Raw genomic sequence first — 22227 nt, 5'->3', positions numbered from 1 at the left:
CGGCCCGCCTTCGTTCTGACTCCAGGTCAGCATCAACAGGAAGGGGCCCGCGTGGGCCCCTTAATTGTTGACGGATTCGCTCAAGCTCCTGTCGTCATTTATGCGCGCTTTTAGACCGCCAACAACAACGGGCAATAAATGGATATCCAAGACGTCTACAAGCCATTCAGAAATCAATTGCGGCGTCTCGCCCTTCGGGAATCGCTCGAGCGCATCTGGTGGCTTCAACGCATTGCCGATTCCGGTGGACAGGTTATATTGCCCGGCGCCGGCGGCCAGCGCTACGAGATCCACGTTTGGGAACTCCATCTGCTGTCCCGCGAAATTTTGCTGCACGCTGGCGGAAATGAGGATCTCTTGTCCACTCTCAACGGTGTCCTAACGTTTATAAATCATATTCGCCGTATCGACGAAGCAATCTCGGAACGCACGATCGACTCTGGTGATAGTGCAATGGATTCACTTCACCCGTTGGTGCACCTACAGGTTCGTTGCCAGCATCCCAATCACGGCGCTGCAATCTTTCGTGCCTATCACATCTACGGTGCGCCGGATGTCGCTCCGATGGTTGAACAGGCCGTCGGGCTGCCAGTGCCAGCCATCTTCACTCTCGCGCTGATTCTGGGAGGCGCGGCGATACGAGGACCCTATTCAAGTCCGGTTCAAGACTATTCAGCATTTGGCGTCTCCGGTGAAATGCGCGACGCATTTTTCCAACGTATTGCTAGCACGCCGGAGGGCATTCGTGCCGAGTTACGCGCCGTTCAGCGCTTCGACGAGGCATGGCAGTACACCTGGAATGCGCTGGAGAAGTTTCCGCTGGTTCATGTCGATGTCGACGGAACTAGGGGGCTGTGCTGTCCACTGCCGGATTTTCTTTTCCGGCGAGTCACGGAAGGGCTCTTTTACGATGTAGTCGGCAGCGACCCGCACTTCGGGGACCGCTACGGCAGGGCGTTCCAAGATTACGTTGGCAAGGTGCTTGGGGAAGTGTTTGACAATGAACGGTTCACGCTTGAGTCCGAGCGTACCTACAGCGTACGAAAGCAACCGCGACACGGGGTTGATTGGATCGTGAGCGACGGGACAGGCAACCTTTTCCTCGAATGTAAGGCGCGTCGGATGGCGCAACCTGCCAAGGAGGTAGTGGATTCTCATGCTCTTGAGGCATCGATCGGCGACCTCGCCCGTGCCGTCGTACAGCATTACCGGAACATCCATGACGCGGTTCAGGGCCTGTCCGCCTGGATGCCGAACGGTCTTCCCATTTATCCGGTTGTCGTCACATATGAAGACTGGTATCTCTTTACGCCGCGGGTAATCGAGCGGCTCAATGTCGCGATAAAACAACACCTGTCAGACAAAGGCCTGAGTTCCGATCTACCTGAGACGATGCCCTTTCTGGTTACGTCGATTGCGGAATTCGAAAAGGCTGGCCAGGCGATTGCGAAGATCGGCATAAAGCGGTTCTGCACGGCACGAGGCCTCGGCGAACATCGCCATTTCAAGTTAAGTGGGTTCGCCGAGGTTGCATTTCCTGAAGAAGAGATCGAGTACAAACCCCTTCTGCAGGCTACATGGCGCTCCATGTTTAGCCACGTTCCGGAGGTGTTGTCGCAGCTGGTGTCCGTCGGCATCTAGAGTGAAAGGATATGTGGTCATCGTTAACGGCGGGTGCATACGGCTCACTCTGACGAATCTGGGTCGGTATCGCGTTCGTGTAACCCCGACGACATCATGCGCAAACGGCGCTTTCGTTCACCAAGGGGTGGGTGTGTATCGAAGACGCTGACCGCCGTTCCGGGGTCGCTTAACAGGTTCAGCCCGGAGATCATGGCCTCGGGCGAGGTCATCTCGGCCGCGCCTGCGTCGGCGGCGAACTCTCGCTCGCGGCTGTAGCTGCAGAAAACCCGATGCAGGACGTAATCAAGAGCGATAAACGCCAGGGCGCATAGCCCAGCCCTCAAGACGATAGGCGCAAGACCTCGTGTGAGCGCCCCGAGGAAATTGAAGGCCTCCGTCGATCCGCTAAACAGAGCGATGGCGACGAAGCCGACAAACACGATGAGCCCGATCGGAATCGCAGCCCGCCGGGCAATTCGCCGCGACAGTTCGGCAAATAGCCACGGATATACCTTCAACGCGTGATTGAATGCAAGGATATATGCCTTATTTCTCGTGTCGCCGTGCCGGAGATGAGCGACCTCGTGCGCTGCGATCGCGAGCAATTCTTCGCGCGTTGCCTGGCCTACGAGCTGTGTGGAAAAGCCGATCAGGGCTTTTTTGCCAAATACGGAGGAAATCGCAAATGCATTAAGGTCGCTGGAGGGGTACTGCCCGACGCTCACGTCGTGGTGTAGATCGATCAGCAGCGGCGCGACGAGTTCATGCAGGCTCTCGGTTTCCCGAAAAGAACGATTTCCGGCCTCCACGTCGTTGATGTTCAAAAGGTATTGCGTGGTTGACATCAGGGGAAGCGCCAGAAACGCGAATACGATCGCGGCAAAGGAAGCGGCAGCGCTAGGCGGAAGCGAAAACTTCTGTTGCACCATCAGAAGCGCCGTGGATGCCGCGAACAGAATAAACAGGAGCGCCAGCATGTTTCGGGCAAATTTCGGATAGACGTTTATGCGTTTCATGTGGGTTTTTGGGGACTTGTCTTAGAGGTTAACGGCCGAAGTAGCCGAAAATTCAGGCAAGAGCGTGTGTGACCAAGATGACTGTTGGAAACCAAAAGGTCGAGCCAGGCGCTAATGGCGCGATGATAGGGCGTCGTTGGAGCAAGCGATCGAATTCCACAACGGAATCCTCCTTTGCCATTGCGTCGACCCAAAACAGGCGTAGTTCTTCGTATCGTACCGGTCTGCTAAATGGCGACGAGACAATCCGCTTCGCCGTCGTAAGTCGCGCGTCCAGTCACGTTTCCTCTGGATTTCCGCCTATCTTTTTTGCTACCATCACGAGCCCTCTCCATGCCCGGTATCAGACTGGCGCCGCACTTTTTGATGCCCACGCACCATCCCGACGACGCCGAGGAGTTGGAGTATCTCGAGTCGCTCTTCGACCGGGAGCAATCGATCGGCAATCAGAAAGAGTACTTTTACTATCGCGTACTCGACGGGGCCGGCGCAAATCTTCTAATCGATGGACTGGCCATCACGGCAACGGTGTTGAATTTCTGTATGTACAACATCTATCGGGTGACGGCAATCTTTTGTTCGCCTCAATCGGAGCGGTCTTGTCGGACGGACACACAGATATTCGCCGGTTCGTAGGGGCAAGCTTCCCGCGGCGGAAGGGTTTCCTTTTACCGACGACCGTCATCCTGATCGCCTCGACATAGTTCCCATTGCGCTGATTGCGGACTAGAGAAAGCGCCGGCTATTCGTAGGAGGGCGGGATGGCCGCCCGATCGAAATAGGAATGAGGCTTGAGCCTTGGGGGCTCCGTCACGCTCGCCAGCCGGCAGTCCGACGGCTGCAGCTTCCATCGTCGCCTTAGCGATTCGCGTTTGGCATCCTGATCTCACCTCAGGGGGAGGGCGCGGTCCTTGATCCGATGCTCGAACGGCTGGATGACGATTACAAATTCGGCTTCCCGGTGACGGTGCACTAGGCTTCGCTCTCTGCCGAGGTTTGCACCATGCGAGTGGCGATTGAAGAGGATAGTGCCGGGCTAAGGTCATAGCATGCAAACAAGCGGCGGTTCCTCCCGTCAAGCCGGAGCGTTATGCACTCCGACCCCATGATAGTACTTTGCCGAGTCAACTCAGTAATCATTTTAAAAACTTTTTTTGCTCCCTGTCCCTAAAAGAAATTTTCCTACACGACGCGCGGTCGCCATCATTCATACATGCGGTATCGAAAATGCGATTGGTCGTATTTGAGAAAAAGATCGAGCAGGGCCTTCCAGAGTGACGGAAATTCGTTTGAACAACTAATAAATATAATGCGGCAAATTTCGTATCAAATATTTTTATCGATCCCTGTTATCGAAGGGGCGTGGACAAGGAACTGCATGAGGCATGTTTTGGGCTGCACAGGCGATTGGCGGGGCTTGACTGTTCTCCGTCAGCGGCTAATGTGCAGCTAGTACACCCTGAACGGTGCGCTCAGCGCAGCGATGCTGTATTCATCCCTACCGGATAGAGCGTGCCTCCGTCTTCGTGTCGCCAGCGCATCGCTCACGACCAGACAGTCGGTGACACGACATCATGCGCTGTGCACGGCAAGTCATGAGGCATTATCCCAAGGATGGAGGGCATGGAAAACACCGCGGTGCTATCAGAAAAAAGGTGGTTGCCGCCTCGTCGATCGAGATTCTCTTCGCAGAGTGCGCGCGATTTTCTGTTGTTGAATTACCAGTGAGCATGTGCGTCGCGGTCGCTCCACGGCTTGCCGCGGTATGGAGTCAGGTCGAATGTCGCGGCGTACGCGAGGGTGCGAACTTGCGAGCCGCCCTTACGTGCTTCTGGACGATCTTGTGATGATCAAGCGGCACTGTTTGAGCCATTCAAGTCTAACGGAAGTCGTCGGAGTGTCGCATCGTGGAACGAATCAGCGCTGACATGCTCGACGCGTTGCTCAAACGCCAATGCGTGACTAAGCGGGGAATTGAGCTCGTGCACTCGATCCGGGAGGGCGAGCCGCTGGAGCCAAAGCCCCGAGTGCGCGCCGGGCGCATGCGGGGCGAACACGTCAGTATCCTGATGGGTTTCGCGGTCCGGCTCAATGATGTCACACTGCAGTCAGCGTTGTTACACGAGCTAGACGATCCGCAGGGGGCATGTCTCGAATACTATAGTTGGCCAACGGAATTCGGTGGTATTCGTTACGGGGTCAGCCACGGTACCCGCATACAGGTCGACGTCATCAGGCCATTTCTATTGAAGATAACAGACCAATGGTGCGGATTCATCGACGTCTTCACGACCTCGATGATGAAAAAAAGCGCACTGAGCGGCAATACGCTTTATGAGGAGGTGGATGAGGGACATTGGACATGTCCTGCCCTGATCGACCGCTTGTCGCAATACGGCCTGCGTTACGAGATCGTGACGGAGAAACATTTTGGTCCATGGTATTTGTTGAACATGGGGTTGCTCAGCCCCTACTGTCAGCCTGACTACAAGATTCGGGACGCCGCAGCGTGTGCGGTGGTCGTGGCGATGGTAAAGGACAGGGGATACGTCACTCGGCGCGAACTGATCGAGCGGCAACTGATCTGCCCGGACGACCTAAACTATCTGATCGCTACCCGTCGCGTGTTCTTCCCGCTGCAGTCGCAGGACGTGACGGACATGCGCTCTTCTGCAGTGTACCGGGACGCCACCGCGTATGACGTCGTCAAGGCGGCCAAGGCGGCGAGCGACGGCTTTCTATCACTCGATACGGCGGGCAAAGAGCGATCAGCCGACACGACATCCAACCACGAGCCAGATTTCATTCAATTGGTGTCGCCCGAAGCGTACGATCATGCCCGGCACATGATGACCACCCTTTCTGAGCCGATCTCATACTGGTGGCCAGGAAGCGGCCAGGCGAGGGAGGGCAAACCTATTCCCTCCTCAACGAAAGCGCTCTGGCGATCAAAGGCGGAATCGGGCAGGGTGCTGTACGGCAATGCAATATATGGACTGATTCCCCTATGGCACGCGCGCGGTAGTAGGACCAAGAGGTTTCCACAGAGCGAGCGGCTTTGGGATCACGTATTCCTGAAATACCGCCTAAAGAAACGATGGAGTATTCGCGCCACGCACGGAATGTTCAGCACGTTGGCGCTCCGTCTTGGTCTCCCTTTTTTTTCAGAGAGGACTGCAAAAACGCGTGACAAGGAATACGACCGGAGCATCTTCGTCCAATTTCGGGACGGTAGTGCAGCGCGTTATGCCATTGCGGGATTCACCCGGCCCGGAACGGCAAATCGCCTTTATCAGACCGGGGTGCCGCTCTTTCTCGCGCACATTGACCACACGCCTCTGGGAATAAAAATTGAGAATTCGGCCAATGGTCGGCGTTTCAAGTGTCAGGTGTGGCTCTCAGTGATGATCGACTCAGCAACTGGCAGGAAGCTAGCGTGGACCATTTCGTTTGGAGCGCCGAATGCTGCAGCGGTCGCAACGGTTTTGTTCGAATGTATCGACAGGCACGGGTGCTTGCCGCGATTCATCGTGGTCGACAATGCGCCCGAGTTTGATTCCATCGTTATGCATCGAATCCTGCAGGAGGCTGAGTCACATCTTTTATGGCGCCCTGCTTATCATCCCAGATATGGTGCCCCGGTCGAGGCTGCCAACCATAAGATCACGGTCCAGGTGTTGCAGATGTTGGCGGGCAACACAGTTGCGGTGAAGAGCCTGTATGACTATTCCAGGACCTTTATTGCGCGCAATCCGGAACTGATGACTCTCACGCAACTGAATGCGTATCTCAAAGGTGTATTCGATGAGGTGGAGATGGAAGTGGGTTCTGCGAAGACAGGAGACGAATCCATCAGAGACTACGAAGCACGCATCGCAATGGAAGTTGGTACCGAACACCGAAAATCCATTGAACTTACCTTGGCATTCCGACGCCTTTGCATGCCACGTGCCTCGAATGAGGGGCGGCGGACCGTTCGGGACGAAGGTTATGTGGTGGTGAATAACCTGGCCTATTTCTCGGAAGACCTGAAGCGATTCCGAGGCCAGACCGTGCATGTTTCACCTGATCTCATCCATCCCGGTCTTGTCTACATTTATGTAAGCAAGGACGTCGGTTGGATAGATGCGAAAAGTATCTTTACGGATTTTTTTGCCCTTTATTCTAGGCGTGAACTGCTTGGTGTGCTCGCTGAACTCAAGCTCGGGAGACTGAGAGGCGTCCGGGACCCAGCCTTCATCGCGAGAGCGCTCGCAGAAAAAATTCTGGAGCTGGAGCGCGATCCTGCGCGCTGCGATTACCTGGCCCGGCAGATGGACAGCCTGATGAACCGTGCACCGTCTCTACTTAAGACTGAGCCAGGTTCTAGCAGTTACTTCAATGCGCCGCCCACTGTCGGAGCGGATGCGGCGGCAGGCGTAACCGCCGACACAGTCGCCCAGGAGTGCGCAAAACCGCCGTGCACCGCCGAACGGGTTGTGAGCACCGAAGCTGCTATAGCTGGAGGGGCAGCCTCGCAGGCAGAAGGCGAAGCGGTCGACGCCGAAGTTGTCAATGCCGCCACTGGCGACTCTCATACTGATGGGCTTGACGGTGGAAGAAACGATGAGGACTGTGAAATAAAAGTACGTCCGTCTAGGCTATCTTTCTAGCGTTAACCACCACCAGGAGGAGTCTCATGGCAAAAATCGATTATGGAGCGATGGTGCAGCAGTTAAACCTTACACCTGCGCATGTGATTGAAGCAATCGACGACCTTAACGCGTGGGTCTGTCTGCACACCCGATTTGTGTCGAGCCAGCAAATTATCATGAACGCTATCTCCGGACGATCACGCGATCTGCTGATTGTCGTCATCGGCCCAGCCCGCGTCGGAAAAACAACCTTGTTTGAATCGATCGCTGGGATGACCGATGCGCTGGCGCAGCAGGCGGGAAAGCGAAGAGGGTGTTTCAGATTTTCAGTGCCTCCTCCCGACGCGCGAGGCCGGTTCAACTGGACTGCAGCAATCACCGAAGCGTATGCGTCAAGCAATGAGATCCTGCCATCGAAGAAGATCGTGTATGGCGATATTACCGAGGGCGCACCGCGGCGCGTCCCTGCCAACCCCTCAAGCGCAGCAGCGGAGGAGGCGCTGTGGCAAAGTTTCATCAAGAACGTTCAGTTGGAGCATCTTGTCACCATCGTCGACGAGGGCAATACGATCCCCGTGACGCTGTCGCAGCTTCAGGTTGACCGCGCCATTCACGCGCTGAAGTACATTGTCGCTCAGACAAGGCAGCCACTCGTGATTGGTGGAACGTCCGCCATCCGGCATATCGTGGAGCATGACACGCAGTTGAAAGTGCGCACCAAGGTTGTGATGCAAGATCCCTACGGAGATAGTAAGAAGGACGAAGCAAGCTTCCAGGTCTTCATCGAGGAAATGGAAAAGCGGCTTGGTCCGAGGTACTGCGAACCGAAAAGTCTCTCGGCACACTCAGCAGAAATTCGTCTGGGGGTCGACGGCCGGTGTGGGCTGGCAGTTCGACTCACGACTGATGCGCTAAGCCAGCACGGAGGAAATCGCAAGCTGGATTGGCCACTGTATAAGCAACATCTCGACTCCTTCTCGCAAGCCGCGTCAGCCGATCTCGCGGCAGAGCGACACGTGACCGGTAGACGCATTATCGCTGCCGCGGAAGCAGCCATTACCAAAAAGACGCCGGGATCTCGAAGTGGCGAAAGGAATAGCCGGGTTGGCGCGACAAAAAATACCAATGCACCCAATCATCCCTACGAGTAAGTTGGACCTGATCGAACCGTTGGGCGTTGGCTCCGGTCTCGTCGAGGCATCGTCGTCCCTCTGGAAGCGTGCGGCTGAGCGCGTGTCGGTCGGTTTCTCGGAATTGGTGAGATGGGGGTTTGACGCGCGGCCAGCACCACCCGAATCGGCGCGTAGAGTCACCGCACAAGACTTGCACGAGAGGGGTTTTCCAGGAATAGATGGACCAGGCGCCATCGCAAAGTTGTATCTCGATCCGCTGAGAAGTCTGGTCGCCTCAGGTCACATCGAGGCGTGCACGCTTCTTCCGTTTGCTGGGCTTTTGTCTGAAAGGTGCCTGCTGCGTCGATACTGGGCCTGGTGTCCCATGTGTCTCTCTTCAATGCTGTCTGGGCCATGTGTGTACGAGCCTCTGTTATGGCGTCTACGCGCGGTCAAGGTATGTCCGGTACACCGGGTTGACCTGGTTGAAGCTTGCTACGTGTGCACAGCGCCGCGACAACGGGTACTTGGGTCTTATGCCCGAGTAGGGTGTTGTAACCGGTGCGGCGCGTGGCTCGGAGCTAGGGACGCCGCCGGGAGCCTTCCGAGTGCTGACCCGTGCGAGGTCGAGGTGTCACTCGCGATCATGAACTTGCTGGCACTGACTGCCGAGTTCGAGAACGGCGGGCATGACGGGGGCTCCACCTTGCGGAAGCTGGTGACGGTAAGTGCGGTGCGTGATCTGTTGATCTCGCAGTTTGGCATTGCGCCAAAAACAATCTGGGCCTACAGGCGGGCACCGTCGTTGCCTCAACTGTCTGTGCTGGCAACGGTGGCTGCTGTCTCGCGTCAACCGCTTCATCGAGTGATTTTTGGTCAGGTCCGGCCCTGGAGGAGTAGCAGTGGCTTCAGTTCGAGAATAGATGTGTCGCCGCGAATCTCACGAAAAAACTGGAGGTTAATTGGGCGCAAGTTTGAAAAGCTCGCTATGGACCCGGCATGCACCAACGTGGAAAAAGCCTGCAAGCTGGTTAACGTAAACCAGACTTCGGCACGTAAGCATTTTCCGGATGCCGTCGCGCGAATCGCCCAGAGAGGAAAAATTTTCAGATTGGAAAAGGCAGCAGCGCACAAACAGGAGCTGTTAATGAAAATGCGTGATGCGTTCAGGACGCTAATCGTCGCCGAGGTGTATCCGTCGTTCGAGAAAATAGCCAAAATTTCTGGGGTCGACACCAGACACCTCGATCGAAAGTGCCTCAAAGACCTGCTCGATGAAGAGTGGAAACGGGCGGAAGGGAAGACCCATCTGACACGCCAAGGCCCTCGAAATCCCAATTTGATCCGGGATGGTTCATAATCAAATGCCAGCTTACTGTATGAGCCCGCATTAAGGTCTGCGTTTTGAGCCCATGAGATTTTCATCTTTTATGCACGTAACGCTTCCACTTCGACGGCATCCGGGCGGTTGGCAGTGACCCCGAATTGTTCCATGTGTACGCTCATGATTTATTTATGCGACAAGGAATCCAGAGATCTTAATGTTAATCCTCCAAGGGCGATTGTGAGGATTGCAGATCGTCCATGTCTGCTTGATAGCGAGGTGACACCGAGTGGCTTCGAAGAGGCTGACCACGACAGCGTTCGACGTGGATTGAAGAAGCTTGCCTTCCAGGCCTTGCAAGTCGAGAAACTATTCATTTCCGGGCGAAACATCCGGACATCGTTTCCGTAAGAGGGTGGGATGGACATCGAACTTGCAACTGCGGTTGGGGGACGAGGAGAGCAACTCAGTAGCCTGGCCCTGAGGTGCGCGGAGCGTCTGTCGGTTCCATTTCGCGATTTCTATCGCGAACTTGTTGCGCCGCGCATCTACGAGGGACGCCCGATGCCTGATGGGCAGGGTATTCCGGTGAACGGAACCGTGGACGGGATGCTACAGGCCGCAGCGGCCTGGGCGAAAGCGATGAACTCGCTCTTGAATCGCTCAGATTTGCGGCGTGCGACGCTGTTGCCATGGCGTCAGACGCTCGCACCGCGAGCCCTAGTCAGAACACACCGTGCATGGTGCCCTATCTGTCTAGACGATTTCTTACGCCACGGAAAGACAGTCTATGAACCCCTTGTGTGGCGTGTCGCGGATGTAGTCGTTTGCCCCCATCACTGCGTACGTCTCGAGGTTCAATGTCCACATTGTGGCCGGGGTCGGCAACCATCATTCGGGGCCTTTGCACGAGCAGGCTGCTGTCGCGGATGTGGGAAGTGGCTGGGGAGACTGATTCAGGACGCGTCAACGTCTATCGGTGCGCTGGAACTCTTCGTTTCGCGCACCGTTGAAGAGGCATTGTCGCTGTCCAACGTCAGAGACGAAATCGATCTAATTCCCTCGGAAGTGGCAGTGCGCGCGCTACGTGATGTCTTCTTTTGTGGATCGTCTGCGCAGATGGGGCGCGCATTGGGAATCTTGCCTTCACAGGTCGTGCATTTTTCCGCCGGTACGTTTCCCGCCCCATTGCATCTGTTCGTTCGCGCAAGTTATGCGACAGGCGCGACCATGGAGCAGATCTTCGTCACTAACAAGTTTGATCTGGAGGGAAGCACGAGGCGAAAGCTGAGTTTTGAGATTCAGCGATCGGTGTCGCGTCGGTTACAGTTGCGAGCCGATCTTGTGATGCACCTCAACAACGCACTCGCAGATGGTGGAAGGCAGTCGGTCGGTGCTGTAGCGGCAAGCCTGAATATAACAGCGATAACGGTGTGGAGGCGCGAGCGCGAGTTGGCGTCACGTCTTGCGCAGATGCATGCGGAATTCGTGCGTGAGGAGGCCCGGGCGGAGAAAGCAAGATACCAGGCCAAGGTTATCGCATTCATGACGGCATGTGCAGCACGTGGTATCACTCCCGGCCGAAGGCAAGTCGACGTGGAATGTGGAGGTGTCGGGCGATTTTCGACTGATTGGAAGCGTTCAATAATCAAGGACGCCGTGCAGCAAGTCGCAATGTTGCCGCAAGCCATTGATGAATAGGGGCAACCCCGAGGACAGATAGACGCCGACGATACAAAGACAGCGTTGAATCTGCTGGATGGGGAGAGCGGCGAGAAACGATAAGCGGGTTGAAACGTGCGCCGCATGGCTGCCACTTCGTCGACAGATCCGGTTGGCTGATGGCTTTGATATCCCGCTTGATAACCGCGTTCGCCGTCTGGCCGCAGGCCCCGAACTGCCGGCCTCAAGCGGTTCGCCCTGATCGCGCTGCATCTGTCTCCATCGGCCGGCGATAAGATGATATGGGCCGAGGCTCGCTCTCGATGACGGAACCAGGCAGATGCCGGCGGGTCCGATGAGCGCGGCCGTTGTGTGTGATCACTCCGTTAGGGTGCAGCGACGAGGCGGCTCCGCTCAGGAAAACTTAAACGCTTTGCCTTCATACGATGCAACAAAGCTCCGCATTAGCGAAAGCTTAACGAAATTTTTTGGTAATGCTTGACGCACCTCACTGGTGCGGCTCAGGCCGAGCTACGCGTTTTGACCGCAAAAAGGAAGCAGTTAACTTCAAAGTTAAAGTTTTATGGTTCCCGTACCAGGCGAAATCTGGAACGCGTGCATGATCTGCGGGCCGAGCGGCATCATCACCATGAAGTCCATGATGATCGTGAATTGCGTGAGCGCGAGCAGCCACAGCAGGCGTCGCTCGCGTTGTTTGTCGAGTTCGTTTGGTACGTTCAGCGAGCGCATCCAGGGGCTCCGGGTAGAAGCGTTGTATCAGTCATCGAGATTTTCATGGACGGCCTGCTCGCCCTCTTTCCAGTACGCCGACGCGCGAATCCGCGACTTGTCGATGCCCCGCTCGTTGACGAGGTGATAGCGGACCGCGCGCATCGTCGCCGCTTCGCCGGCGGCCCACACGTAGCCGTCGCCGTCGGGCAGGAACGTTTCGCGCACGGCTTGCAGCAACGCGCTGCCTCGATATGCGGTTTCGCTGCGATAGCGCCATTCGATATACAGATCGGCCGCCGTGTCGAATTCGATGCGCGCCGACGGATCGGCGACCTCGATCACGGCCGCGACGCGCGAGCCGTGCGGCAGTTCCGCGAGCCGCCGGCCGATCGCGGGCAGCGCGGTATCGTCGCCGATCAGCAGATGCCAGTCGAAGCCCGTCGGCACGACGAACGACCCGCGCGGCCCGCCGACGCCCAGATACTGTCCGGCCTTCGCCTGCGTCGCCCATTCGGTGGCGGGGCCCGCTTCGTGCAGCGCGAATTCGAGTTCGAGCTCGCGCGCGTCGCGGTCGAAGCGCTTCGGCGTGAAGTCGCGCGCGACGGGACGCGGCTGGTCCGCCGGAAACACGGGGCCGTCGGGGCCGGCTTTCGGCATCACGGGCCGTTCTTCGCCGGGAGCGGGGAAGAACACCTTCACGTGATCGTCGAACGAGGCGGACGCGAAGTCGTGCAGATCGTCGCCTGTCAGCGTGGCGCGGATCAGATGCGGCGTGACCGTCTCGACGCGCTTTACTTGCAGCAGACGGAATTTCAGCGGATGACGCACGCGCGTCACCGTCAGATCGGATCGGGTTGCTTGCATAGTTTTGTTCTCTCCAGGGTTCCGTCGAGCCGTTCAGGCCGGCGCGCCGTTGCCGGTGTCCGGCGTCGCGCGGCTGTTCTCGCGCGGCTTGCTTTCGATTTCGGCCGTGGCGCGCGCGAGAATCGCCGCGATGCGCCGCTGTTCTTCCGGCGATGCGTTGTCGCGCAACAGCAGCGCGTTTTTCAGCGCGCGACGGGCCGCGGTTAGCTCGGGCAACCAGCCGCCCGGCGCGTCGTCGCCTGCTTCGCCCGGTTCGCCCGCGAACGCGCGGCGCACCGAGTCCATCTTGCGGGCGATATGCGCGAGCTTCGCGAGCATCAGATCGGCGCGCTCGCGGTTCGCTGCGAGGTATTCGCGGCCCGCGTCGGCGAGCGAGTAGCGCTTGCGGTTGCCTTCGAGGTGCACCGTCATATAGCCGAGTTCTTCCAGATACGTGAGCGCGGGGTAGACCATGCCGGGGCTCGGCGCATAGAAGCCGTTCGAGCGCGATTCGAGCGCCTTGATCAGCTCGTAGCCGTGGCGCGGCTGCTCGTCGATCAGCGCGAGCAGCAACAGTTGCAGATCGTCGGAGGTGAATTTGCGGCCGCGCGGAAAACCGTCGCCGTCTCCGCCAAATCCGCCGCCCCCGCCGAACGGAGCGCCGCCGAAGCCGCCACCGAATCCACCAATGGGACCGCCGCCGAACGGCCCGCCGTGACGGCCGCCGCCGCGATGGCGACCGATCGCGTGCCGGAACGCGTGAATGCGCTCGTGGAGGTGGAAGAACGAAGGATCGCGGCCGAATGCGGCGTCGCGCGCGAACTCGCGTGAAAGGCGCGAATGGTGATGACGCATGGTTGACCTCCGAGTGTCGTAAGATGTATCTTAAGATACATATCGAAAGATAATCCGTCAAGATCAATTTTGTAATGACTGTGGCCGAAACCGCGCTAAGGGCAGCGTGGCACCGGGATCGGGCATCCGCAGATCGCGCATGCTAGTCTTGGTCGGTTTCGGTTGCTGACAGGGCAAAACGGACAGTCAGATGAGCGAGGCTTCCATCGATCCCGACTCTGTCGCGCGGACGGCTTTCGTGCTGGGCGCGCGTCACCGCGCGCTCGATCAGCCGTGGCGGACGCAGCGCCGCGCGCAGTTCGTCCATGTCGCGCAGGGCGTGCTGAGCGTGCACACGGAGGGCGGTTTGTGGGCCGCGCCGCCGCGCCATGCCGTGTGGATACTGCCGGGCGTATTGCACCGGATGTCGTCAGCGGCGCCCGTCGCGCTGCGCGTCCTGCACGTCGATGCGGGCGCGCCGTCCGTGCCCACGCGCTGTTGCGTCGTGGCTGTCGATCGCCTGGTGGACGAATTGCTCGGCGCGGCGTCGGCATTCGACCCGCACGCACCGGCGGACGACGAAGAGTCCCGCCTGATGGCCGTGATCGACGACCGCCTGCCGCGCCTCGCGCGCGTGCCGCCGCTTTCGCTGGTCTATCCGCGCGACCCGCGCGCCCGCGTCATCGCCGATACGCTCGCGGCCGATCCTGGCAAGCCCGGCGTGCTCGACGATTTCGCCGAGGCCGCAGCCATCACCGCGCGCACGGCGGCGCGTCTCTTCACGAAGGAAACAGGGCTGACGTTCGGGCAGTGGCGTCAGCAGTTGCGCCTGTTGACGGCGCTCTCGCGTCTGGGCGCAGGCGCGAGCGTCACGCAGGTCGCGCTCGCGGTCGGCTACAGCGACGTGTCGTCGTTCATCGCCGTGTTCAGGGACGCACTCGGAGAAACGCCCGCGCGCTTTTTCCGCTGAGCGCGAAGGCAGTTCGCGGGCGCGCTTGTGCGTCCGCGTTCGTTGCGCAGTCAATGCGCGCTCAATGCCAGGCCAACGCGGGCTCATTGCTCGTTCGATGGGCGGCCAACACACGACCAAACACACGACCAAACGCACGACCAAACACACGACCAAACGCACGACCAAACGCACGGCCAACGCACGGCCAACGCACGGCCAACGCACGGCCAACGCACGGCCAAACGCACGGCCAACGCACGGCCAACGCACGGCCAAACGCACGGCCAAACGCACGGCCAACGCGCGATCAATCCACATTCAATGCGCGCCCGACGCGTCCCCGCCACCGCCCCGCGCGGGGCGCGTGATCCAGATGAGGGGAATGATCAGCACGAAGATGATCGCCGACGCATAGAAGATGTCGTTGAGCCCCATCATCGCGGCCTGCGTGTTCACGGTGAAATCGAACATCGCATTCGACGTCGACGGGCTCACGTGCAACAGCGTCTGCGTCGCGTCGATCTGCTGCGCGAACGCCGGGTTGTTGGCGTTAGCCTGCTCGGTCAGGCGTTCGTGATGCAGGACCGTGCGGTTGTTCCAGGCCGTGCCCGCGATCGACGTGCCCACCGCGCCGCAAAATACCCGCACGAAATTCGACAGGCCCGCCGCCGCCGGCACTTTCGGCCCCGGCTGGCCCGCGAGAATGATGGCCGTCAGCGGCACGAAGAACATCGCCATCGGGATGCCTTGCAGCAGCGTCGGCAGCACGAGGTGCCACGTGTCGATCTCGATCACGTAATTCGAGCGCATGAAGAACACGATCGCGAAGCCGACGAACGCGAGCGTTGCGATGATGCGCGCGTCCGAGCGCGGCAGCACGCGCCCCATCACGGGCGCGAGGATCACCGCGAAGATGCCGAGCGGCGCGGTCACGAGCCCGGCGTCGACAGAGCGGTAGTTCAGATACTCCTGCATCCATTGCGGCAGCAGCACGAGATTGCCGAAAAACACCGCGTATGCGACGGAAATCGCGACCGTGCCGCCGAGGAAATTGCGCTGCTTGAAGAGCCGCAGATCGACGACGGGATTCGGCTCCGTCAGCTCCCACACGAGAAAGAACGAGAAGCTGATCAGCGCCGTGACCGCGAGCGTGACGATTAGGGGCGAGCTGAACCAGTCGAGGTCCTTGCCTTTGTCGAGCATGATCTGCAGCGACGCGACCCATGTGATCAGCAGGCCGAGGCCGACGACGTCGATGGGCAGCTTGCGCGTCGGCGTTTCGCGCGTGCGGTAGATCATCCACGTGACGCCCGCCGCGAAGATACCGACGGGAATGTTGATGTAGAAGATCCACGACCACGAATAGCTGTCGGTGATCCAGCCGCCGAGCGCCGGGCCAGCGATCGGGCCGACGGTTGCCGTCATCGCCCACAGCGAAAGCGCGCTCGACGATTTTTCTTTTGGCCATGATGCAAGCAGAATTGCTTGCGACAACGGAATCAGCGGGCCGGCCACGGCCCCCTGAAACACCCGCGCGAGCAGCAGAATGGGCAGCGACGGCGCGACGCCGCACAGCCACGACGCAATCACGAAGCCGACAATCGCGCCGACGAACAGCCTGATCTGCCCGAAGCGCTGCGTGAACCAGCCCGTCAGCGGAATCGACACGGCGTTCGATGCGGCGAACACCGTGATGACCCATGTGCCTTCATCGACGGAAACGCCCAGATTGCCGGAGATCGTTGGAATCGCAACGTTGGCGATCGAAGTGTCCAGCACGTTCATGAACGTCGCGAGCGCGACGGCGAAGGTCGCGAGCGCGAGCTGTCCGCCATGCAGTGGAGGTGGAGCGGGCGGCCCGGGCGTCGGCGCGGCGGGCTTCGGCGGGGAAGGCGGGTCGTTCGATGGGTTCGGTCGGTTCGGATCGTTCGGTTCGCTCAAGCGGATCTCCGGCGGTGAACACGCGCAAGCCGTCGCGCGGCGCGGCGTTGTCGACAGTGGCTGACGGCCCTTCATGCCGATGATAGTCGCAAGCGCCAATCGGCACCGGCCGACTGCACAGGCGGGCGGATTCATCGCGTCATCGCGGCGAGGGGCGCTCGGGCTCGCGCTTTGCATGCGCGTTCAGGTCCGCGTCTTGCGCGTTGCGCGGAGCGGAACAGAAATGCGTTGTCCAGTGCCGCGTTGCCCGTCGGCGTCCGTTGTTGGGCGCCACATACGCTTTGCGCAAAACGCGCGCAAAATCGCGACGTGCGGCGTATGCTCCCGCCTGCGCGTGACACGGCAGCGGAAAGGCCCGCGGTGCACGCCGCGCAAGACGAAAGGATGAAGGCGATGGCCTGGGAAAGATTCGACAACGGCTGGCGGCTCGCACCCGCCGACGGACCGGCGGCGGCGCTGGTCGTGCTGCTGCATGGCGTCGGCAGCAATGCTCAGGACCTCGTTCCGCTCGCGGATTTCTGGCGTGCAGCGCTGCCGCAAGCGGCGTTCGCGTCCCTCGACGGCAGCGAGCCGTTCGACGGCGGCTTCGGCGGGCGTCAGTGGTTCAGCCTGCGCGACGTCGATGAAAGCAACCGTCCGGGGCGCGTCGCGGCTGCATGGCCCGCGCTGCAAAAGATGCTCGACGCCGAGCTCGCGCATTGCGGCCTCGGTTACGGTCAGCTTGCGCTAGTGGGTTTTTCGCAAGGCTCGATGATGTCGCTGCATCATGTGGCGACGAATCCGCAGGGCGCGGCTGTCGTGGTCGCGTTTTCAGGGCGGCTCGCATCGCCCGTCACGACGCGCAGCGCCACGCCCGTCACGCTGATCCACGGCGAAGACGACGAAGTGATACCCGTGCAGGAAACCGAACGCGCGGCGATCGCGCTGACGGACGCGGGCTTCGATGTCGAAGCGTTCGCGCTGCCGGGCGTCGGCCATACGATTTCCGGCGACGGCGTCGAGTTGGCTCGCGAAGCGCTGGTCCGCGTGCTGACGCCGCTCGCGCGGACCTGAAAGCGCCTTCGTCGCAAACACACACGACTCGCCGATACGGCCGCTCGCGCGGCTGCGCGACGTCGTGAATCAATATTCCTAAAGTTCGCCACGTATCTGCCGATATGCGTTCAAGGGCCGGAAAGACTTTCCGGCGCACTGCCGCACCGCGTGCTCGCGGTGAGACATTTTCGCTGCCGCCTCGGCAGCTCAACACTTTCAAAAGAGCCTGACTATGGCCAGATCGCATGCGCAATCGGTTTTTGGACGCCTGTTCAGCGACTCCGTGGCGGTCGACCTCGGCACGGCCAACACGCTGATCTATACCGACGACGGCGGCATCGTGCTCAATCAGCCGTCGGTGGTGTGCTTCGACAAGCAGGAGTCGGCAACGGGGCGCAAGCGCGTCGCGCTGGTCGGCGACGAGGCCAGGCAGATGCTCGGACGCACGCCTGTCAATCTCGAAGCCGTGCGACCGATGCGGGCTGGCGTGATCGCCAACTTCCCGGCGGCGGAACACATGATCCGGCAGTTCGTCGGCATGGCGCGTCCGCGGCCGTTTTTCTCACGCCGCGCGTCGTTCACGATCTGCGTGCCGTCCGGCGCGACGCAGGTCGAGCGCCGCGCGATCCGTGAGGCGGCGGCCGCAGCCGGGGCACGCAAGGTGAACCTCATCGACGAGTCGCTCGCGTCGGCCGTGGGTGCGGGCTTGCCGGTGTCTTCGGCGACGGGCTCGATGGTCGTCGATATCGGCGGCGGCACGACCGAGATCGGCGTGATCGCGCTGGGCGGCACCGCGTACACGGGCTCGATCCGCGTCGGCGGCGACCAGTTCGACGCGGCCATCATCAAGCACGTGCGCAACAACTTCCATGTGCTGCTCGGCGAGCAGACGGCCGAGCACGTGAAGAAGACAATCGGCTCGGCGCTCGCGATCGTGCCGCCCGATACGATGCGCGCGACGGGACGCGGCATCGACGACGGCCTGCCGCGCACGGTCGAGCTGTCGACGCAGGATGTCGTCGATGCGATCGCCGCGCCGCTGCGTCAGGTGCTCGGGGCCGTGAAGGCCGCGCTGGAAAACGCGCCGCCGGAGCTCGTCACCGATATCGCGGACGCGGGCATCGTGTTGACTGGCGGCGGCGCGCTGCTCGGCAATCTCGCGCGCTACTTCAGCAACGAACTGCACATCGAGGTGCGCGTTGCCGATGAGCCGCTGACGTGCGCCGTGCGCGGCGCAGGCGCGGCGGCGAGCGCAGGACTAGTCGAAATGTCGGCGTACGACTGACGCAATCGTTTGACATTCTTTTGTGGCGCTTTAAAGGGCGCTTTGAAGGCCGCATTCGCGCGTTGCACGCGTCACATCGGTGAGCGGCAAACGCGCGCGAAAGCGCTGTGTGACAATGAGGTTTATGGCGCGCGTGTCGTCGACCGCGCGCCTTTTTCATTGGCCTCTTTCAGTGACTCCGATTACCGCTTCATCACCGCATTTCATCGATTTGCCCAACGGCTTGCGCATGCCTTATGTCGAGCAGGGCGAGGGCGAGCTGCTGCTCTTCGTGCATGGCTCGCTGTGCGACTACCGTTACTGGGACGCGCAGCTCGCGGGCTTGTCGAAGCGCTATCGATGCGTGTCCGTGAGTCTCACGCACTACTGGCCCGCTGCCGATACACCCGCCACGATTCCGTTCAGCTGGAGCAGTCATGCCGATGAAATCGCGCAGTTCATCGAGCGGTTCGGCGCGGGCGCGGCGCACGTCGTCGCGCATTCGCGCGGTGGCTGCGTCGCGTATCACTTCGCGCGCCGCCATGCCCACTATGTGAAGACACTGACGCTCGCCGATCCTGGCGGGCCGTTGCAGACCGGCGACCGCGCGCCCGCGCGCCTGCCGGAGACGGTCAATGCGTTGAGGGCGCGCGCCGCGCAGCTGATCGAAGAAGGCCAGGTCGATGCAGGGCTGCAACTGTTCGTCGATTCCGTCAGCCGTCCTGGCTTCTGGGCGAAGAGCACGCCGAATTTCCGGCGCATGGCGACCGACAATGCGCACACGCTTGCGCGCCAGTTTCGCGATCCGCTGCCCGCCTATACGCCCGACGACGCATTGGACGTGAAGTGTCCCGTGCTGCTGATCGACGGCGAGAAGAGCCCGCTGATGTTCCGGCGCACGGCCGAAACGCTCGTGTCATGGCTGCGCGACGCGCGCCGCGAAACGGTAATGGGCGCTTCGCACGGAATGAATCTCGCGCACCCCGCTGCCTTCAACCGTTTCGTCGACGCGTTCGTTCAGGTCACGCGTTGAAGATCATCTGACTGGTCAGTCTTTCGCGTGCGCGTCGGCAACGAGCGCGCGCTCGGCCGCCTCACCGACGAAGCCGCGATAGTACAGATGCACGCCGATTGCGAGCGAGTCGTGACGAATCTCGTTGAATGCCTTCCACGCCTTTACCGGCTCCTTGAACACGAGGTAGTGCGCTTCGTGCGAGACGAGACGCGCGACCTGATGCAGGCCATGACCATGCAGACGGTCGACGAGTTCGTCGAGGCTGCGGTGCGTGCGCGCGTCCGTGCGCGGATAGAGCATGTGCAGAACCGCGACCTTTTCCGCGGCGAGCGCCGCCGACAGCGCGAGCACGATGTCCTGGTGATTCAGCGCCGTGACGACGATATCTTCCGTTTCTTCTGTCGCGGGAAAGAGCGTGTCGATGTTCATGTTCATTTTGTGCATTCCTGACTCTGACTTTAAAAGAGACCCGCCGCTTGATCGATCTCGCGGCGGGTCAAAGACAGCATTGTGTTTTGCAGGGGAAGCTCAACACGAATCCAGTATCTCAGACACGATTGCGTTTGGCGCCACGTGCCGGAGCAAAACATTGTTGCATTGAGCGCTCTCTTTCATTTGTCTGTCGACGGAGAACCCCTTTATTCCATAGTCGAGTATTGCTTGGTACGAGATTGATTGTTGCGCGAGAGCGATGCAATCAAAGGGCATGCGGGCCGTAGAATGCTCACGGCTGCCGGAGGCGCGGTTGCACGTGATCGCCGGCTTCGCAATGTCTCAGGAATGCAAAGTCGAAAGGAATCCCAGATGAACGTATCAACGACCAAAGCCTTGCTGTCGTTTTCGAATAGCGACGAGAAGATCGAACTACCGGTTTATAAAGGATCGATGGGTCCCGATGTAATCGATATTCGCAAGCTCTACGGACAGACAGGCAAGTTCACATACGATCCGGGCTTCATGTCGACGGCGTCGTGCAATTCGGCGATTACGTATATCGACGGCGACAAGGGCGAACTGCTGTATCGCGGCTATCCGATCGACAGCCTCGCGCAGAACGCGGATTTTCTGGAAACGTGCTACCTGCTGCTGAAAGGCGAGCTGCCGGATGCGCAGCAAAAGAAAGAGTTCGAAGACACCGTCACGAAGCACACGATGGTGCACGAGCAGATGCATTTCTTCTTCCGTGGCTTTCGCCGCGATGCGCACCCGATGGCGATTCTCGTCGCCGCAGTCGGCGCGCTGTCGGCGTTCTATCACGACTCGCTCGACATCAACGACCCGACGCATCGCGATGTTTCCGCGATCCGCATGATCGCCAAGCTGCCGACGCTGGTCGCCATGGTGTACAAGTACTCGATCGGCCAGCCGTTCGTGTATCCGCGCAACGACCTGTCGTATAGCGCGAACTTCATGCAGATGATGTTCTCGAACCCGGCCGAAGAGTACAAGGTCAACGACGTACTGGTGCGCGCGCTGGACCGCATTCTGATCCTGCATGCGGACCACGAGCAGAACGCGTCGACGTCGACGGTGCGCCTGGCCGGTTCGTCGGGCGCTAATCCGTTTGCGTGCATCGCAGCCGGTATTGCGTGTCTGTGGGGCCCGGCGCACGGCGGCGCGAACGAAGCCGCGCTGAACATGCTGGAAGAAATCGGCTCCGTCGACAACATTCCGAAGTTCATCGAGCAGGTCAAGGATAAAAACTCCGGCGTGAAGCTGATGGGCTTCGGCCATCGCGTCTACAAGAACTATGATCCGCGCGCGAAGCTGATGCGCGAAACGTGCCACGAAGTGCTGAACGAACTGGGCCTGCACGACGACCCGCTGTTCAAGCTCGCGATGGCACTCGAAAAGATCGCGCTGGAAGACGAGTACTTCGTGTCGCGCAAGCTGTACCCGAATGTCGATTTCTACTCGGGCATCGTGCAGCGCGCGCTGGGCATCCCGACGTCGATGTTCACGTGCATCTTCGCGATGGCACGTACCGTCGGCTGGATCGCGCAGTGGAACGAAATGATCGCCGACCCCGAACAGAAGATCGGCCGTCCGCGTCAGTTGTTTGTCGGCGAGACGCCGCGTGAAGCAAAGCCGATTGCACGCCGTTAAGCGTTTGTCAGTTATCGAAGCTTGCTTTTGAACGCCGCTATCCGCGACATCGTCTGAAAGCACAGGCGCCGTTTCCGCAAGAGGGAAACGGCGCCTGTTTTCATTCGGGCGTTGCATTCTACATGGGCAGGATG

At 59.8% G+C, this 22227-nt stretch carries 17 protein-coding genes and 2 pseudogenes; 13 read left to right on the top strand and 6 right to left on the bottom strand.

The window, feature by feature from the left end; all coding sequences use genetic code 11:
* Positions 1 to 138: 138 nt before the first annotated feature.
* On the top strand, positions 139 to 1641 hold the full coding sequence (locus AABE10_RS14000; protein WP_342933824.1) for a hypothetical protein: 1503 nt from the start codon (positions 139 to 141) through the stop codon (positions 1639 to 1641).
* A gap of 44 nt (positions 1642 to 1685) precedes the next feature.
* On the opposite strand, the gene AABE10_RS13995 is transcribed toward AABE10_RS14000, so the two are convergent.
* Positions 1686 to 2639: a M48 family metalloprotease gene (locus AABE10_RS13995; RefSeq protein WP_342933823.1), complete on the bottom strand. Its 954-nt coding sequence runs from the start codon at positions 2637 to 2639 to the stop codon at positions 1686 to 1688.
* 333 nt (positions 2640 to 2972) lie between these two features.
* Between AABE10_RS13995 and AABE10_RS13990 the strand changes: the two genes are divergently transcribed.
* The 7 genes and pseudogenes from AABE10_RS13990 to AABE10_RS13970 all read left to right on the top strand — a co-directional run bounded on the left by AABE10_RS13990 (position 2973) and on the right by AABE10_RS13970 (position 11410).
* Positions 2973 to 3275, top strand: a complete 303-nt coding sequence (locus tag AABE10_RS13990) for a hypothetical protein (RefSeq protein WP_342933822.1) — start codon at positions 2973 to 2975, stop codon at positions 3273 to 3275.
* Positions 3276 to 4546: 1271 nt separating this feature from the next.
* Positions 4547 to 7291, top strand: coding sequence for a Mu transposase C-terminal domain-containing protein (locus AABE10_RS13985; protein WP_342933821.1), 2745 nt, complete (start codon positions 4547 to 4549; stop codon positions 7289 to 7291).
* A 26-nt stretch (positions 7292 to 7317) separates the two neighbouring features.
* The gene (locus AABE10_RS13980) at positions 7318 to 8424 is read left to right on the top strand and encodes a hypothetical protein (RefSeq protein ID WP_342933820.1); all 1107 of its coding nucleotides are present in this window, start codon (positions 7318 to 7320) and stop codon (positions 8422 to 8424) included.
* Positions 8399 to 8857 (top strand): annotated as a pseudogene (locus tag AABE10_RS36430) (TniQ family protein); the annotation flags it as partial. The gene AABE10_RS13980 and the pseudogene AABE10_RS36430, both read left to right, overlap by 26 nt.
* 159 nt (positions 8858 to 9016) lie before the next feature.
* The gene (locus AABE10_RS13975) at positions 9017 to 9745 is read left to right on the top strand and encodes a hypothetical protein (protein WP_342933819.1); all 729 of its coding nucleotides are present in this window, start codon (positions 9017 to 9019) and stop codon (positions 9743 to 9745) included.
* 384 nt (positions 9746 to 10129) lie between these two features.
* Positions 10130 to 10549 (top strand): annotated as a pseudogene (locus AABE10_RS36425) (TniQ family protein); the annotation flags it as partial.
* A gap of 180 nt (positions 10550 to 10729) precedes the next feature.
* Positions 10730 to 11410, top strand: a complete 681-nt coding sequence (locus AABE10_RS13970) for a hypothetical protein (protein ID WP_342933818.1) — start codon at positions 10730 to 10732, stop codon at positions 11408 to 11410.
* Positions 11411 to 11944: 534 nt separating this feature from the next.
* Here the strand turns inward: AABE10_RS13970 and AABE10_RS13965 are convergent.
* From AABE10_RS13965 to AABE10_RS13955, 3 genes are read right to left on the bottom strand one after another with little or no spacing between them, the layout of a single operon-like run.
* Positions 11945 to 12121 carry a hypothetical protein gene (locus tag AABE10_RS13965; RefSeq protein WP_342933876.1) on the bottom strand — a complete coding sequence of 59 codons (177 nt, stop codon included), beginning with the start codon at positions 12119 to 12121 and terminating at the stop codon, positions 11945 to 11947.
* Between the two features lie 27 nt (positions 12122 to 12148).
* Positions 12149 to 12967: a siderophore-interacting protein gene (locus tag AABE10_RS13960; protein ID WP_342933817.1), complete on the bottom strand. Its 819-nt coding sequence runs from the start codon at positions 12965 to 12967 to the stop codon at positions 12149 to 12151.
* A gap of 33 nt (positions 12968 to 13000) precedes the next feature.
* Positions 13001 to 13801 (bottom strand): PadR family transcriptional regulator, encoded by an 801-nt coding sequence (locus AABE10_RS13955; RefSeq protein ID WP_342933816.1) that lies wholly within the window; start codon positions 13799 to 13801, stop codon positions 13001 to 13003.
* A gap of 190 nt (positions 13802 to 13991) precedes the next feature.
* On the opposite strand from AABE10_RS13955, the gene AABE10_RS13950 reads away from it, so the two are divergent.
* Positions 13992 to 14750 (top strand): helix-turn-helix transcriptional regulator, encoded by a 759-nt coding sequence (locus AABE10_RS13950; RefSeq protein WP_342933815.1) that lies wholly within the window; start codon positions 13992 to 13994, stop codon positions 14748 to 14750.
* Positions 14751 to 15050: 300 nt separating this feature from the next.
* Here the strand turns inward: AABE10_RS13950 and AABE10_RS13945 are convergent, their stop codons facing one another.
* The gene (locus AABE10_RS13945) at positions 15051 to 16673 is read right to left on the bottom strand and encodes a DHA2 family efflux MFS transporter permease subunit (RefSeq protein ID WP_342933814.1); all 1623 of its coding nucleotides are present in this window, start codon (positions 16671 to 16673) and stop codon (positions 15051 to 15053) included.
* Between the two features lie 393 nt (positions 16674 to 17066).
* Here AABE10_RS13945 and AABE10_RS13940 point away from each other — a divergent pair, with 393 nt between their 5' ends.
* From AABE10_RS13940 to AABE10_RS13930, 3 genes are all read left to right on the top strand, one after another.
* Positions 17067 to 17726, top strand: a complete 660-nt coding sequence (locus tag AABE10_RS13940; protein ID WP_342933813.1) for an alpha/beta hydrolase — start codon at positions 17067 to 17069, stop codon at positions 17724 to 17726.
* A 214-nt stretch (positions 17727 to 17940) separates the two neighbouring features.
* Entirely contained in the window at positions 17941 to 18993 is a 1053-nt protein-coding gene (locus AABE10_RS13935) for a rod shape-determining protein (RefSeq protein WP_342933812.1), read from the top strand.
* A gap of 229 nt (positions 18994 to 19222) precedes the next feature.
* Positions 19223 to 20005: an alpha/beta hydrolase gene (locus AABE10_RS13930; RefSeq protein WP_342933873.1), complete on the top strand. Its 783-nt coding sequence runs from the start codon at positions 19223 to 19225 to the stop codon at positions 20003 to 20005.
* Between the two features lie 15 nt (positions 20006 to 20020).
* Here the strand turns inward: AABE10_RS13930 and AABE10_RS13925 are convergent, their stop codons facing one another.
* Positions 20021 to 20422, bottom strand: a complete 402-nt coding sequence (locus AABE10_RS13925) for a hypothetical protein (RefSeq protein WP_342933811.1) — start codon at positions 20420 to 20422, stop codon at positions 20021 to 20023.
* 369 nt (positions 20423 to 20791) lie between these two features.
* On the opposite strand from AABE10_RS13925, the gene gltA reads away from it, so the two are divergent.
* Complete coding sequence (gene gltA / locus AABE10_RS13920; protein WP_342933810.1) at positions 20792 to 22093, top strand: citrate synthase; 1302 nt, start codon at positions 20792 to 20794, stop codon at positions 22091 to 22093.
* Positions 22094 to 22227 lie beyond the last annotated feature (134 nt).

The sequence above is a fragment of the Paraburkholderia diazotrophica genome (assembly GCF_038900755.1).
GTDB lineage: Bacteria > Pseudomonadota > Gammaproteobacteria > Burkholderiales > Burkholderiaceae > Paraburkholderia > Paraburkholderia diazotrophica_A.
This window is presented reverse-complemented; position numbering and strand designations above follow the sequence as displayed.

Bases quoted from the DNA above. Each gene is read 5' to 3' on its own strand.
- AABE10_RS14000 (WP_342933824.1), top strand. From the start codon at position 139: ATGGATATCCAAGACGTCTACAAGCCATTCAGAAATCAATTGCGGCGT.
- gltA (WP_342933810.1), top strand. From the start codon at position 20,792: ATGAACGTATCAACGACCAAAGCCTTGCTGTCGTTTTCGAATAGCGAC.
- AABE10_RS13950 (WP_342933815.1), top strand. From the start codon at position 13,992: ATGAGCGAGGCTTCCATCGATCCCGACTCTGTCGCGCGGACGGCTTTC.
- AABE10_RS13925 (WP_342933811.1), bottom strand. From the start codon at position 20,422: ATGAACATGAACATCGACACGCTCTTTCCCGCGACAGAAGAAACGGAA.
- AABE10_RS13990 (WP_342933822.1), top strand. From the start codon at position 2,973: ATGCCCGGTATCAGACTGGCGCCGCACTTTTTGATGCCCACGCACCAT.
- AABE10_RS13960 (WP_342933817.1), bottom strand. From the start codon at position 12,967: ATGCAAGCAACCCGATCCGATCTGACGGTGACGCGCGTGCGTCATCCG.
- AABE10_RS13940 (WP_342933813.1), top strand. From the start codon at position 17,067: ATGGCCTGGGAAAGATTCGACAACGGCTGGCGGCTCGCACCCGCCGAC.
- AABE10_RS13980 (WP_342933820.1), top strand. From the start codon at position 7,318: ATGGCAAAAATCGATTATGGAGCGATGGTGCAGCAGTTAAACCTTACA.
- AABE10_RS13935 (WP_342933812.1), top strand. From the start codon at position 17,941: ATGGCCAGATCGCATGCGCAATCGGTTTTTGGACGCCTGTTCAGCGAC.
- AABE10_RS13995 (WP_342933823.1), bottom strand. From the start codon at position 2,639: ATGAAACGCATAAACGTCTATCCGAAATTTGCCCGAAACATGCTGGCG.
- AABE10_RS13965 (WP_342933876.1), bottom strand. From the start codon at position 12,121: ATGCGCTCGCTGAACGTACCAAACGAACTCGACAAACAACGCGAGCGA.
- AABE10_RS13955 (WP_342933816.1), bottom strand. From the start codon at position 13,801: ATGCGTCATCACCATTCGCGCCTTTCACGCGAGTTCGCGCGCGACGCC.
- AABE10_RS13930 (WP_342933873.1), top strand. From the start codon at position 19,223: ATGCCTTATGTCGAGCAGGGCGAGGGCGAGCTGCTGCTCTTCGTGCAT.